The sequence below is a fragment of the Aeromonas sp. Marseille-Q5825 genome, from assembly GCF_946892685.1.
Taxonomy (GTDB): Bacteria; Pseudomonadota; Gammaproteobacteria; order Enterobacterales; family Aeromonadaceae; genus Aeromonas; species Aeromonas rivipollensis.
The window spans coordinates 72614-86275 of record NZ_CAMPOU010000008.1 but is presented as its reverse complement, the minus strand read 5'-3'; the positions used below and the strand labels follow the sequence as shown (position 1 = coordinate 86275).

Annotated in this window: 15 protein-coding genes; 11 read left to right on the top strand and 4 right to left on the bottom strand. The window is 62.5% G+C overall.

The window, feature by feature from the left end:
* The first annotated feature begins 25 nt into the window (after positions 1 to 25).
* Both OC537_RS20075 and OC537_RS20070 read left to right on the top strand, forming a co-directional pair.
* A complete protein-coding gene (locus OC537_RS20075; protein ID WP_111911414.1) occupies positions 26 to 925 on the top strand; it encodes a DMT family transporter in 900 nt (299 codons plus the stop codon).
* Positions 910 to 1071: a hypothetical protein gene (locus tag OC537_RS20070; RefSeq protein ID WP_005326376.1), complete on the top strand. Its 162-nt coding sequence runs from the start codon at positions 910 to 912 to the stop codon at positions 1069 to 1071. The genes OC537_RS20075 and OC537_RS20070 overlap by 16 nt, the downstream gene beginning before the upstream one ends.
* A gap of 122 nt (positions 1072 to 1193) precedes the next feature.
* Here the strand turns inward: OC537_RS20070 and OC537_RS20065 are convergent, their stop codons facing one another.
* Positions 1194 to 1670 (bottom strand): DUF6314 family protein, encoded by a 477-nt coding sequence (locus OC537_RS20065; RefSeq protein ID WP_262113930.1) that lies wholly within the window; start codon positions 1668 to 1670, stop codon positions 1194 to 1196.
* A gap of 42 nt (positions 1671 to 1712) precedes the next feature.
* Here OC537_RS20065 and OC537_RS20060 point away from each other — a divergent pair, with 42 nt between their 5' ends.
* Positions 1713 to 2570, top strand: coding sequence for a carboxylate/amino acid/amine transporter (locus OC537_RS20060; protein ID WP_262113901.1), 858 nt, complete (start codon positions 1713 to 1715; stop codon positions 2568 to 2570).
* Between the two features lie 82 nt (positions 2571 to 2652).
* Here OC537_RS20060 and OC537_RS20055 read toward each other — a convergent pair whose 3' ends face one another.
* Positions 2653 to 3516 carry a GGDEF domain-containing protein gene (locus tag OC537_RS20055; RefSeq protein ID WP_262113900.1) on the bottom strand — a complete coding sequence of 288 codons (864 nt, stop codon included), beginning with the start codon at positions 3514 to 3516 and terminating at the stop codon, positions 2653 to 2655.
* 192 nt (positions 3517 to 3708) lie between these two features.
* A complete protein-coding gene (locus OC537_RS20050) occupies positions 3709 to 4422 on the bottom strand; it encodes a 3-deoxy-D-manno-octulosonic acid kinase (protein WP_262113928.1) in 714 nt (237 codons plus the stop codon).
* Positions 4423 to 4562: 140 nt separating this feature from the next.
* Between OC537_RS20050 and OC537_RS20045 the strand changes: the two genes are divergently transcribed.
* The 8 genes from OC537_RS20045 to OC537_RS20010 all read left to right on the top strand — a co-directional run bounded on the left by OC537_RS20045 (position 4563) and on the right by OC537_RS20010 (position 12750).
* On the top strand, positions 4563 to 5618 hold the full coding sequence (locus tag OC537_RS20045) for a glycosyltransferase family 9 protein (protein WP_262113898.1): 1056 nt from the start codon (positions 4563 to 4565) through the stop codon (positions 5616 to 5618).
* A gap of 300 nt (positions 5619 to 5918) precedes the next feature.
* A complete protein-coding gene (gene gmk, locus OC537_RS20040) occupies positions 5919 to 6545 on the top strand; it encodes a guanylate kinase (RefSeq protein WP_106885352.1) in 627 nt (208 codons plus the stop codon).
* A 79-nt stretch (positions 6546 to 6624) separates the two neighbouring features.
* Positions 6625 to 6900 (top strand): DNA-directed RNA polymerase subunit omega, encoded by a 276-nt coding sequence (rpoZ, locus tag OC537_RS20035; protein ID WP_005307060.1) that lies wholly within the window; start codon positions 6625 to 6627, stop codon positions 6898 to 6900.
* Positions 6901 to 7035: 135 nt separating this feature from the next.
* Positions 7036 to 9153, top strand: a complete 2118-nt coding sequence (gene spoT, locus OC537_RS20030) for a bifunctional GTP diphosphokinase/guanosine-3',5'-bis pyrophosphate 3'-pyrophosphohydrolase (RefSeq protein WP_139745084.1) — start codon at positions 7036 to 7038, stop codon at positions 9151 to 9153.
* 158 nt (positions 9154 to 9311) lie between these two features.
* Entirely contained in the window at positions 9312 to 10043 is a 732-nt protein-coding gene (gene trmH, locus OC537_RS20025) for a tRNA (guanosine(18)-2'-O)-methyltransferase TrmH (protein ID WP_167402194.1), read from the top strand.
* Positions 10043 to 10705 carry a CatB-related O-acetyltransferase gene (locus OC537_RS20020; RefSeq protein ID WP_262113893.1) on the top strand — a complete coding sequence of 221 codons (663 nt, stop codon included), beginning with the start codon at positions 10043 to 10045 and terminating at the stop codon, positions 10703 to 10705. The genes trmH and OC537_RS20020 overlap by 1 nt, the downstream gene beginning before the upstream one ends.
* A complete protein-coding gene (locus OC537_RS20015) occupies positions 10702 to 11742 on the top strand; it encodes an alpha/beta fold hydrolase (protein WP_262113891.1) in 1041 nt (346 codons plus the stop codon). The genes OC537_RS20020 and OC537_RS20015 overlap by 4 nt, the downstream gene beginning before the upstream one ends.
* Positions 11743 to 11937: 195 nt before the next feature.
* Complete coding sequence (locus OC537_RS20010; protein WP_106887822.1) at positions 11938 to 12750, top strand: Cof-type HAD-IIB family hydrolase; 813 nt, start codon at positions 11938 to 11940, stop codon at positions 12748 to 12750.
* A 248-nt stretch (positions 12751 to 12998) separates the two neighbouring features.
* On the opposite strand, the gene OC537_RS20005 is transcribed toward OC537_RS20010, so the two are convergent.
* Positions 12999 to 13502: an RICIN domain-containing protein gene (locus OC537_RS20005; RefSeq protein ID WP_262113888.1), complete on the bottom strand. Its 504-nt coding sequence runs from the start codon at positions 13500 to 13502 to the stop codon at positions 12999 to 13001.
* Between the last annotated feature and the right edge of the window lie 160 nt (positions 13503 to 13662).

The following is a 13662-nucleotide window of genomic DNA, read 5'->3' as shown; positions in this document are numbered from 1 at the left end:
CGGGCGAATTACATCGGAGATTAACATGCGTAGCTATCTGTTATTGCTGGCGATAGGCCTGTTGTGGGGCTCCCAGTTCATTTTCATGCATCAGGCCGTTACCGAACTGCCCCCCATCATGGTGGCAGCCGGTCGCGCCCTGTGCGGCAGCCTGACCCTGGGTCTGCTCTGCCTGTTCATGCGCCTCAAGAGCGAGCACACCCCCTGGCGTACCTATATGCTGATCGCCCTGCTCGACGCCACCATCCCCTTCATCATGGTGGCCTGGGGTCAGCAGTATGTGGACAGCGCCATCGCCGCCGTGGTCATGGGTTGTATCCCCTTTGTGACCATTCTGGCTGCGCCCCTGTTTATTTCTGGTGAAAGAATCACCAAGGGCGGTCTGCTCTCCGTGGCCATCGGCTTCGTCGGCGTGCTGGTGCTGTTCTGGCCCAAGCTGGCCAACGGCATGAACGCCGGTCTGCTCGGCGCCATGGCCATACTGTTCGGCGCCAGCTGCTTCGCCATCGGCCTGCTGATGATCAAGCGCTTCGCCAAGGACCACCCCGTGGTAGTGGCCCGCAACATACTGATCTCGTCAGCCATCCAGCTGCTGCTGGCCGCGCCCTTTGTCACCGATCTGAGCGCCCTCACCCTGCCGAGCCAGCAGGCCATAGGCGCAGTGACAGTGCTGGGGGTCTTCTGTACCGGTCTGGTCTACTTCCTCTACATGGCGCTGATCCAGAAGGCGGGCCCGACCTTCGCCTCCTTCAGCAACTACCTGGTGCCGCTGTTCGGCGTCATGCTGGGTGCCCTCTTCCTCGGCGAGCAGGTGCACTCCACCACGGCCGTGGCACTGGCCCTTATCCTGGGCTCGGTCGCCCTGAACCAGTGGGCACAGCAGCGTCGTGCCCGTCGGGAGGCCAGCCTATGTCAGGCATCCTGACCACCCTCTGCGGCGGTCTGGTGCTGATAGCCGGCTGGCAGTATCGCCACCGGCTGGCCGGACTGCTCGGCCTGCTGATGCTGACCCTGCCCTGGTTCTTCGACAGCAAGCTGCAGGCCATGCTGAGCTATGCCCTGAATGCCTGAATGCCTGAATGCCTGAATGCCATCTCTGAATGTGTGACGAGAGTGTATCTCTCCTGTTTTTGGGACCGTTTTAAAAAAAACCTCCGATTTGTCCCCGCTACCGGCGCTCTGCGCCGGTTTTTTTATGCCGGTTTCCCGCCCTCCGACCAGTAGCGGTAGCTGAGCCGCTCGTTCTTCCGTGGCCCCCTGATCTCCCAGCCCAGCAGAAAACCGCCATCGGTCTGCGTCAGCTCGGCGCTGTAGTGATCCTGACCGCACAGGTGCGCCTCGGCGGTAAGCCAGCGGCCATCCCCCTGGGGCAACAGCTCGAACAGCAGCACCGGCGCCTGGTGGCGCAGGTGGGAGAGGCTGATCCCCCGCTCGCCGCGCTGCCACCAGAAGCTGTTGTGCATGGTGAGTACCCGGCCATGGGGCGTGGTGTAGCGCCCCTGCTCCGTAAAGAGCCAGCCACCCTGATGATCGGTCACCCGCACCCCTCCCTCGCCACGGCCGTTCCAGTCGGTCGCGGAACCCGCCCCGTTGCTCGCCTCGAAGGCAAAAGCGCCAATCTGTGGCAACTGCTCCCATAAACGCTGGATCGCGCTTTCCAACTCGGCCATCATAGCGCCCTCCAAATTGACAACTGACGACAATTCAATCACATGAACTACTTGATAGGGGTTACCCTGCTCTGGTCCTTCTCCTTCAGCCTGATCGGGGTCTACCTCGCCGGCCAGGTGGACGCCTACTTCTCGGTGCTGACCCGCATCGCCCTCGCCAGCCTGGTGTTCCTGCCCTTCCTGCGCCGCCGCTGGCTGCGCCCCGATCTGGTCATCAAGCTGATGGCACTCGGCGCCATTCAGCTCGGCATCATGTATCTCTTCTATTACCACTCCTTCCTGCTGCTGACGGTGCCGGAAGTGCTGGTGTTCACCATCTTCACCCCCATCTACGTCACCCTGATCCACGATCTGCTGGAGGGGCGCTTCAAGCCGACCTACCTGTGGGGGGCGCTGCTGGCGGTGCTGGGGGCGGCCGTCATCCGCTTCGACGGCCTGACCGAGAGCTATGTGATGGGGTTCCTGGTGGTGCAGGGAGCCAACCTCTGCTTCGCCCTGGGCCAGGTGGGTTACAAGGTGCTGCTGGCCCGAGAAGCGCAGCAACCGCCCCAGCTGGCTGTGTTCGGCTGCTTCTATCTGGGGGCCCTGGTGGTCGCCCTGCCCGCCTGGTGGCTGCTGGGCCAACCGCAATACCCGACGAGTGGATTGCAGTGGGGCATACTGCTCTGGCTGGGGGTGGGGGCATCCGGGCTCGGCTACTTCCTGTGGAACAAGGGGGCCACCCTGGTCAGCAGCGGCGTGCTGGCCATCATGAACAACGCCCTGATCCCCGCCGGTCTGCTGGTCAATCTGGTGCTCTGGGGCAAGGATACGGATCTGTTCAGGCTCAGCCTCGGCGCCCTGCTGATGCTGGCCTCCCTCTGGGTCTGCCAGCGCCAGCCGGCGCGTAGCACGGAGTGACGAACCACCGACCGCCAGGCCTGAGGGTGCAGCCCTCCTTTGACCCACAGGCATCCGCGGGTGAGTGAGCACTGACTAAAAATCAGCCAACTACTGCGTTGCGTTCCCGTCTGGCCTGGCCGTGGCAGGAGGCCAGCCGGGCCAGCAGGTGATCGAGCTGCTCGGCGTTCTGGCTCTGCACCAGGCCTATGCTGACGGTCACCGGCCGCTCGGGCAGCAGGCTGGCATCGGCGATCTCGAGACGCAGCCGTTCGGCAATCTCGAGGCCGCTCAGCCGATCTGTCTGGGACAGCATCAGGATGAAACCGTCCTCGTCCCAGCGGGCGAAGGGATCTTCCCGCCGCAATTCGCGGCGCACTATGCGGGCCAGCTTGGCCAGCATGGCGTCACAGGCGGCCTCACCAAACAGCTGCAATATCTTGCTGCGGTGATCCACGGTGAACTGCAGCAGGCAGAAGCTGCCGCTCTCGCTGGCCAGCCGCTCGTCCAGCAGCGACTCGAAGTGACTGCGGCTCTCGAGCCCGGTGAGGGGATCGGTGTCGTGACGATCGTCCAGCTGGGGCATGGCCGCATCCAAATGGCGCACCACCCCCAGCAGCTGGCCCCCTTCGTCACGGCGCACCCGCTCCTCCAGCCGGATGTAGTGACCCTGATGGTGCAAGATACGGTACTCGAGCCGCAACCCGCTGCTGCGCCCCTCCCGACAGGCGTCGATGGCTTCCCCCAGGCGGGGTCCATCATCCGGGTGCACCCGTGCCAGCCAGCCGAGATCATCCAGCTCGTTCCCCGCCAGCCCCAGCAGTTGCAGGCAGGAAGGATCGCGCCTCAGGCCCTGTTCGGCCGACCAGGTCCAGATCCCGGCCTCCAGCATCGCCATGGCTTCTGCCTTCAGCGTCACCTCTAGCGGGGTAATGACCTCAACCCCGGGAGTCTCATACCTTTCCATCACGCGCCTCGACACCGGATCTGACTGTCTGCCCAGACAGCAACATTCAATAAGTAACATTGGCGATTGCGCCGAGCAACAGCGTCAACTCGCTTTTCCCTGGTGCCCTCTCATCCGCCCCAGCGACTCCCTCAGCCTTGATAGCCCTTCATCAGAGCCTGCCAACCTCCAGACACTAAGTGGAGGCCGAGCTCAGTCCGTCTTGCCTTGATAGCCCGCCATCAGTGCCTGCCAGTTCTCCGGCACGAAATGGAAGCTGGTATGCAGCTGGGACTCTTTGCTGAAGGAGCGCTGCAGCCGCTCCAGATTGGCCTGCTGCCAGCTGCCGGGGGAGCGGATAGCCCCCTTGTCAAAATCGATTACCCATACCTTGCCCTCCTTGTCGAGCAGCAGGTTGTGGCTGTTGAGATCGGCGTGATAGACCCCGGCCTCGTGCAGCCGGCGCACCGTCTGACCCACCCTGTGCCACACCTCGTCGGCGAGCGGCCCCTGCTTGAGCAGGGCCACCAGATCCTTGGCGCCGCGGATGCGCTCGATCAGGATGTCGGCGCGATAGAAGGGCCCCTGCTTGACCATGCGGGCCGCGAATGGCCGTGGCACCGGCAAGCCCTGCTCGCTCAGCTGGGCCAGCAGACGGTATTCGGCCATGGCGCGGCTCGATTCGACCCCTTCGAACCAGAAGCGATCCCGTACCAGCTTGCCCACCATGCCGCCGCGATAATAGTGGCGCAGCACCAGGTGGCGCGACTCATCCTTCACGAACCAGGTCACCCCGCGACCTATGGCGGAGCCCACCACCTGCCGATGGGTCTGCCACCAGGCCGGATCGAACAACGCGGGGGAAGGGTCGCGGAAGGCGCCTTCGGCATACCAGCAGATCTGGTTGTGGGCGGTCTGTGTCAGCATCATGAGTATTCCGGTCGATAGTGGGGCGCAATGCATCCCGTCATGGGGACTGTGCCGGTCGGGCAGCTGGCGCAATTTTACAATCCACAAGGGAGTTTGCATAATGCCATCCATCCATTTTGCCACCATTGCGCCACATCATGCCGCTGTTCCAAACGCCGCCCTCCTCTATCTGCATCCTGCGGCTCTCCGCCATCGGGGATTGCTGCCATGCGCTGGCGCTGGTGCGCGTCATCCAGCGGGCCTGGCCAGAGACTCGCATCACCTGGATTACCGGCAAGATAGAGGCGACCCTGTTTGCCGATCTGCCCGGGGTCGAGGTGATCCCCTTCGACAAGAGCAAGGGCTGGCGTGGCTACCGCGATCTCTGGCGCACCCTCAAGGGGCGCAAATTCGATGCCCTGCTCCACCTGCAGGCGGCCCTGCGGGCCAGCATCGCCACCCTCGGCATCAGGGCCAAGCTCAAACTCGGGTTCGACAAAGCGCGGGCCAACGACGGCCAGTGGCTGTTCACCAACCATCAAGTGCCGTCCCCCGCCTCCCCCCATGTGCTGGATGGCTTTCTCGCCTTCGCCAGGGAACTTGGCATCCAGGATCTGACCCCGGACTGGCAACTGCCCATCAGCGCCGAGCATCAGGCCTGGGCCAGGGAGAAGATAGACGGCAAACCGACCCTGCTCATCTGCGCAGCCGCCAGCAAGGCGTTCAAGAACTGGACCGCCGAAGGCTATGCCGCCCTGGCGGATCACGCTGCCAGCAAAGGGTTTCAGGTCTACCTCTGCGGCGGGCCGGCCAAACTGGAGCGGGATCTGGCCGCCGACATCCAGCGCCTGAGCCAGAGCAAGCCGGTGGATCTGGTGGGGCAGACCAACCTCAAGCAACTGCTGGCGCTCATCAAGGAAGCCAGCCTGGTACTGGCCCCCGATACCGGCCCCACCCACATGGCGACCCTGGTGGGCACCCCGGTGATCGGCCTCTACGCCCATCACAATCCGGATCGCACCGGCCCCTATCTGTGCCGCGACTACGCAGTCAGCGTCTATCAGGAACTGATCGAACAGGAGACCGGCAAGCCGCTGGCGGCGCTCGACTGGCGTACCCGCCTCAAGGATCCGGACGCCATGCGCAAGATAACCAGCGAACGTGTCATCGCCGCCTTCGATCGGCTCTGTGCCGAGCGCCAGCTGCCGGGCTGAGGGGCAACTCGGAAATTCCGAGCCCTGAGGCAGGGATAATCTGATGGCCCAAGCCGAGTGCCGGGGGCAGAATAGCGGCCGATGTGGGTAACGCTCCCGCAGCAAGCAACGAATACTTTGATCGGCTGGAATATGATTCCGGCCGTTTTTTTATCCGCCCCCATCTGCTAACATTCGCCGCCTTTACAACCTCCCGACTCAAGAATTTCCCGCGTTTTGCGAGCGACTGTCTCCCTTTCGGGCACATGACGGCAGCCTCTGCTACAACCAAAACACGGGTCATCGCTTAAAGGTACAGACATGGCGCAACAAGGCACTCTCTATATCATCTCCTCCCCGAGCGGGGCCGGTAAGTCCAGCCTGCTCAATGCCTTGCTGACCCAGCACAACGACGCCGGCAAGATGCAGCTCTCCGTCTCCCACACCACACGCGCCACTCGCCCCGGCGAAGAGCACGGGGTGCACTACCACTTCGTGCAGGTGGAAGAGTTCAAGGCACTGATCGAGCGGGGCGATTTTCTGGAGTGGGCAGAGGTGTTCGGCAACTACTACGGCACCTCCCGCGCCGCCATCGAGGCCTGTCTGGCCAGGGGCATCGACGTCTTCCTCGACATCGACTGGCAGGGCGCCCGCCAGATCCGCGAGCAGATGCCGACCAAGTCCATCTTCATCCTGCCCCCGAGCCGGGAGGAGCTGGAGCGCCGCCTGATCGGCCGCGGCCAGGACAGCAGCGAAGTGATCGCCGGCCGGATGGCGAAAGCCATTGCCGAAATGGTGCACTACGACGAGTATGACTATGTCATTATCAATGAAGACTTTGAGCAGGCGCTGTTCCAGCTCAGGGCCATCATAGAGTGCCAGCGGCTGGAATTGCGCCAGCAGCAGCAGGCCCAACAAAACTTGCTGCAACAGCTACTGGCAGAATAGGCCAAAAACAAGTAAACTTTTGCGTCATTTTTAAACACTGCTTTTTCAAACACAGAAAGCCCAAACACTGGAGTCCTGCATGGCACGCGTTACTGTAGAAGATGCTGTAAAACAGGTAGGTAACCGTTTTGACCTGGTGCTGGTCGCCGCACGCCGCGCCCGTCAAATCGCGGTACAAGGCAAAGATCCCCTGGTCGACGAAGAGAACGACAAGCCGACCGTGATCGCCCTGCGCGAGATCGAACTGGGTCTGGTCAACAACCAGGTGATGGATACCCAGGACCGCTACGAGCAGCAAGAGCAGGAAGCCGCCGAGCTGGCTGCCGTTGCTGCCATCGCCGAAGGCCGCGGTTAAGTCAGTTATTTCTCATAGTCGGCGCCCGCCCGGGTGCCGACTGTTCTTCCCATTTACAACCGCTCGAAAACCTCGCAAACTCGAGGGCATACCCTCAATTCCACGGATTGTCGTTTCACCGCTGCGGGGACTGTCTTGTATTTATTTGAAAACCTTAAAGAAATAGCCAGTTCCTACCTGCCTTCAGAGCAGGTTGAGAAGCTCAGGCAAGCCTATGTGGTGGCCCGTGACGCTCACCAGGGACAGATGCGTTCCAGCGGCGAGCCCTATATCACCCACCCGGTTGCCGTTGCCCGCATTCTCGGCGACATGCGACTCGATCACGAAACCCTGATGGCCGCCGTGCTGCACGACGTCATCGAAGATACCCCGGTCACCAAGGACGATCTCGCCGAGCTGTTCGGCAACGCCGTCGCCGAACTGGTATCCGGCGTCTCCAAGCTCGACAAGCTGAAGTTCCGCGATCGCAAGGAAGCCCAGGCCGAGAACTTTCGCAAGATGGTGATGGCCATGACCCAGGACATCCGGGTCATCCTGATCAAGCTCGCCGATCGCACCCACAACATGCGCACCCTAGGCTCACTGCGGCCGGACAAGCGTCGCCGCATCGCCCGGGAAACCCTCGAGATCTTCGCCCCCATCGCCAACCGCCTCGGCATTCACACCATGAAGAACGAGCTGGAAGAGCTGGGCTTCGAGGCGCTCTATCCCATGCGTTCACGGGTGCTGCGGGAATCGGTACGCCGCGCCCGCGGCAATCGCCGCGAGATCATCGACTCCATCGAGAGCGAGATTGAGGGTCGCCTGCGCGAGGCCGGCATAGATGCCCAGGTCAGCGGTCGCGAGAAGAATCTGTTCTCCATCTACAACAAGATGGAGAAGAAAGAGCTGCAGTTCCATGAGGTGATGGATATCTACGCCTTCCGCGTCAGGGTGAAGGACATAGACACCTGTTACCGGGTGCTTGGGCAGATGCACAGCCTCTACAAGCCGCGTCCCGGCCGCTTCAAAGACTACATCGCCATTCCCAAGAGCAATGGCTACCAGTCCCTGCACACCTCCTTGGTGGGGCCTCACGGGGTGCCGGTGGAGGTGCAGATCCGCACCGAGTTCATGGATCAGATGGCCGACAAGGGTGTCGCCGCCCACTGGGCCTACAAGCAGGATGGCGACAGCTCGGGCACCACGGCCCAGATCCGCGCCCAGCGCTGGATGCAGAGCCTGCTGGAGTTGCAGCAGAGCGCCGGCAGCTCGTTCGAATTCATCGAGGGGGTCAAGACCGACCTCTTCCCGGACGAGATCTACGTCTTCACTCCGGAGGGCCGCATCATGGAGCTGCCCGCCGGCGCCACCCCGGTGGACTTCGCCTACACTGTGCACACCGACATCGGTCACGCCTGCGTCGGTTCCCGGGTCGACCGTCACCCCTATCCGCTGAGCAGTCCGCTGCATTCGGGCCAGACGGTGGAGATCATCACGGCACCGGGCGCCCGCCCCAATGCGGCCTGGCTCAACTTCGTGGTGACCACCAAGGCGCGCTCCAAGATCCGCCAGTTCCTCAAGAACCTGCGCACCGAAGAGTCTGTGGTGCTGGGCCGTCGCCTGCTCAACCATGCCCTCGGCGCCAAGAACATCGAAGACATACCCGAGCCGCGCATCAAGCAGGTGCTGGCCGACACCAAGCACGAGAACCTGCAGGGCCTGCTGGCCGATGTGGGGCTTGGCAATGCCATGAGCGTCATGGTGGCCCGCCGCATGCTGGGTGACGAGTTGCCGCCGGAAGAGCAGCCAAAATCCAGCAGCAAGAAGATGCCCATCAAGGGGGCCGACGGCATGCTGGTCACCTTCGCGAACTGCTGTCGTCCGATCCCGGGGGATGCCATCATCGCCCACATCAGCCCGGGCAAGGGACTGGTCATTCACCAGGAGTCCTGCCGCAACATCAAGGGCTACAGCCGCGAGCCGGACAAGTACCTGCCGGTGCAGTGGGAAGTGGACAAGGATCAGGAACAGGAATTCCGCACCGGCATCAGCATCGAGATCGTCAACCACCAGGGTGCCCTGGCGGAGCTGGCCAACGTGATTGCCGCCACCGGTGCCAACATCCACGCCATCAGCACAGAAGAGAAGGACGGCCGGGTCTATCTGGTCACCCTGCTCATCACCACCAAGGGCCGCATCCACCTTGCCAACATAATGCGCAAGATCCGGGTAATGCCCAATGTGCTCAGGGTGAGTCGACAGAAGAACTGATCACACAGGCGGCGCGAGCCGCCTGATGCTTTTATAGAGACAAGCCATGACCCCCGAACGCTTCAAGCGGATTTCCGACATGCTGGCCCAACGCCAACTCGATTTGACCGTCTGCATGCACGGGAAGAGTGCACAAGCCTCACTGCATAGAAACCGATATGACTCCTGAACGCTTTAAACGGATCTCCGACATGCTGGCCCAGCGCCAGCTCGATCTCACTGTCTGTATGGAAGAGGTCCACAAGCCTCATAACCTGGCCGCCATAGTACGCACCGCCGATGCCATCGGCATTCACCGGGTCCACGCCGTCTGGCCCAAAACCTGGATCCACAAGCGCAAGGGCACAGCCCGCGGCAGCCAGAACTGGGTCGACGTCAAGCTGCACCCGGACATAGGCAGCGCAGTGGCCGAACTGAAAGCCTCCGGCATGCAGATCCTGGCAACCCATCTCTCGGAGAGCTCGGTGGACTTTCGCGCCATCGACTACACCAAACCGACTGCCATCCTGGTGGGCCAGGAGAAGCACGGCATAGGGGAAGAGGCGCTGGCCCTGGCCGATCACCATATCGTCATCCCCATGGTGGGCATGGTGCAGTCCCTCAACGTCTCCGTGGCCGCCGCCGCCATCCTGTACGAAGCCCAGCGCCAGCGCGAGCTGGCCGGCTGCTATCAGCGCGGCTGCCCGCTCGACCTGGAGGAGCAGAACAGCATACTGTTCGAGGGGGGCTACCCCATCTATGCCCAGCTCTGCAAAGAGAAAGAGATGCCCTATCCCCAGCTCGGCCCGGCTGGCGAGATCCTGGCGGACGAGGCCTGGTGGCAACGGATGCAGCTGACCCGCAAGGGCTGGGCCGCACAACAGGAAGATCAAGCGTGGCAGGAGGAGTGATGGAGAATCCCTTCGGTAGCTGGCTGGAATCCCAGGTCATACGGGATCATCTCAGCAACCCCAATATCGAGGCAGGCGACTACAGCTACTATTCCGGTTACTACCATGGCAAACCGTTCGAGGATCACTGCGTACGCTATCTGCTGGGTGACGGCTCGACCCGGGATACCTGGGAGAGCGGCATCTGGGGCGAAGTGGATCGCCTGATCATCGGCAAGTTCTGCTCCATAGGTTCGGGTGCCACCTTCATGCTGGCCGGCAATCAGGGCCACCGGCTGGATTGGGCCTCTACCTTCCCCTTCGACGCCACCCGTTTCGGTGATGGCGTACACGACGGCTTCCAGCGCAAGGGAGATACCCAGGTTGGCAACGACGTCTGGATAGGCTTGGAAGCCATGATCATGCCCGGCATCACCATAGGCGATGGTGCCGTCATTGCCACCCGGGCCGTCGTCACCAAAGACGTTGCCCCCTACACCATAGTGGGCGGCAACCCGGCCAAACCCATCCGTCGCCGCTTCACAGATGAGCAGATCTCCATGCTGCAGGCCATGCAGTGGTGGAACTGGCCCCTGCCCCGCCTGCAGGCGGCCATGCCCCTGCTCTGCTCGGGCGATATCCCAGCCCTCTACCAGCATTGGCAACAGGAGTACGCATCATGAACCGGTTATCTTCTGCCCTGCTGGCCCTGACCCTGTTTTCTGCCGGAGCCCTTGCCGTGACCAATCCCTATCAACTGACCACGGAAGCCGAAGTCCCCGCCCTCCATCAACAGACCCTGCCCGACTTCTGGCGCGACCATGCCGTCGAAGGGGAGTTCAAGGGTAAGGACGGGGTGACCATCCGCTATGCCGCCCTGCGCCAGGCCAAGGTGGACAGAGCCATACTGCTCGTCAACGGCCGGGTCGAAAGCTACCTCAAGTATCAGGAGCTGGCCTGGGATCTGTGGCATCAGGGATACAGCCTCTACCTCATCGACCATCGCGGCCAGGGGCTGTCAGATCGCCTGCTGGCCGACAAGGAGAAGGGCTATGTCGCCGACTTCGACGACTATGTGCTGGATCTGAAGCAGTTCCATGACGACGTCATACTGGCGGACAAGCCTGCCAAGCTGTTCTTGCTGGCCCACTCCATGGGCGGCGCCATCTCGGCCCGCTATCTGGAGCGCTGGCCGGACGACATCAAGGCGGCCGTGCTCTCCTCTCCCATGATGGGCATCAACCTCGGCGGCCTGCCCAAGTGGCTGGCCCAGGGACTGGCGGCCACCATGGATACGGTCGGCAGCTGGTGGGGCGAGCCCCCCTATGGCCCGGGCCAGAGCGGTTATGTCTCCCATGAATTTACCGACAACGGCCTGAGCCACAGCGAGCCCCGCTACCAGGCATTCCGCCAGCTCTATGAGCAGCGTCCGCAGATCAAGCTGGGCGGGGTGACGGCGCACTGGATCCGCGAGGGTATCAAGGCCGGGGATGCCGCCATCGCGGAGGCAGACAGGATCAAGACGCCGCTGCTGCTGATCCAGGCGGGGGATGACGGCATTGTCGATAATGCGGCCCAGGACGAGTTCTGCACCAGGGCCAGTTGTGAAGGGGGCAAGCCGCTGCGGATCGAGGGGGGCTGGCACGAGCTGTTTATCGAGGCCGATGCACAACGTCTGCCTGCCCTGACCGCGACCCTGGACTTCTTCGCCCGCTTCTAGTGGCCAGTTGCATGACTTGCCAGGAGAGTGGCCAGCGTCCCGTGTCCAAAATGGCGTCACCTGCCACCCAGGCGCGGCCTGTTCCGGCACGGCAACAGACCCCGGGACTGGTTATTTTTTGGATCCCTAAATAAATGGGGTGACGCAAGACGCTGGGGTACACTGCCCCGGCGTTCCACTGATGCCGAGGTAATGATGTTCAAGGTAGTTGTGTCCGATCTCGATGGTACCCTGCTCAACGGGCAGCACCAGATCTCCCCCCGCACCCGGGATACCCTGCACCGTCTGGTCGATCAGGGGATCAAGTTCGTGGTGGCCACCGGCCGTCACCATGTGGATGTGCGCAGCATCCGCGATGCCCTGGGGCTGGATATCTACCTCATCACCTCCAACGGCGCCGTGGTGCACGACAAGCAGGATACGCTCGTCTTCAACCAGGCACTGCCGAGCACGGTGGCGGCCGAGTTGATCGCGCTGGAGCGCGACCCCTCCATCCACATCAACGTCTACTACGGCGATGAATGGCTGGTGGAAGAGGAGATGCCCTGGCTGCTGCAGTTCCATCACGATTCCGGCTTCAGCTATCGCCTGACCGATCTCGCCAGCCACCCGCTGGACAAGATCAACAAGGTGTTCTACATCGGCGAACACGAGAAGCTGCTGCAGATAGAGGCTGAGCTCAACCAGCGTTATGGTGATCGAGTCAACGTCACCTTCTCCCTGCCGGATTGCCTCGAGGTGATGCACGCCGGGGTACACAAGGGCAATGCCGTGCGCGCCGTGCTGGAGCAGCATGGGCTTGAGATGTCCCAGGCGGTCGCCTTCGGTGATGGCATGAACGACTTCGAGATGCTGAGCATGGTGGGCCGGGGTGTGGTGATGGGCAACGCCCATGATCGTCTCAAGCTTGCCCTGAGCGAACACGACAGAACCCTGAGTTCGGATGAGGATGGCGTCGCCGTCTATCTGGAGCAGCTGTTCGCCATCAATCAGACTGGCGCGGCCTGATCCCTGCCATCATGGCGATCTCCCCGGGATCGCCATGACACTATGGCGCGCGAGCGCCCTCATCGTTTGAAGCTGTGGTTGCACTCCTTGCACCAGTATTGCCGGGAGATCTGGCGATCCAGAGTGCGACCCAGCCATAGCCCGACCCCCCCCACCGGTTGCACCGCCGACCAGAGCGCCGCTCAGGGCCCCTGCGATGGCGCCTATGGGAATCCCTATGCCACCCAGTGTGACCCCAGTCAAGAGTCTCATCCGCTGAGGCCAGGCAGGCCAAGGCGATCCAGCAGGCTGCCGGTCGGCGTCCAGGTGAAGCTCTGATTGGCGCCACCGTAGCACTCGGCCAGTCGTAGCGGCACGGCGGCTCTGTGGCGGCGACCAGCCACATCCAGACACAGTGAAACCTGCCGGTTGAACAGTCTATCCCCCTGCCACTGCCATTGACGGCTGTCGTCCTGACACTCTCCCACGGCGAGGCCGTCATCCCCCCTGGCGATCAGGCAACCCTGCGCCAGCTGCAAGGCCCCCGCATCCCAGGTGAACAGCTGGCGGGGGCTCTGATCGCAAGTCTGGGTGAGCAGGCTACCCTGCTCGCTCAGGGCCACGCAGAAGCCGCCGCCCGTTACCAGGGTGGCCGGGGGAACCGGCGTTGACCTGGGGGCGGCCCCCAGCAGAAGAGTCTCAGGTCTCGGCTGCAAGGCACAGCCGCCGAGCAGCAGTGCCATCAGGGCGAGCAATCGGATGTGAAGGGGCATGATGATGCATAGGCCTGTGTCTGAATGGGTCGCGGGTGTCCACTATTCTGGTGGCTCCCGGCCAAGCATACCGAACTCGTGGCGAACAGGCGCCTGCAGAAATGTAAGAAGAGGTGACAGAGGAATGATGGATACGCAGAAAAGCAAAAACCCCGCCGAA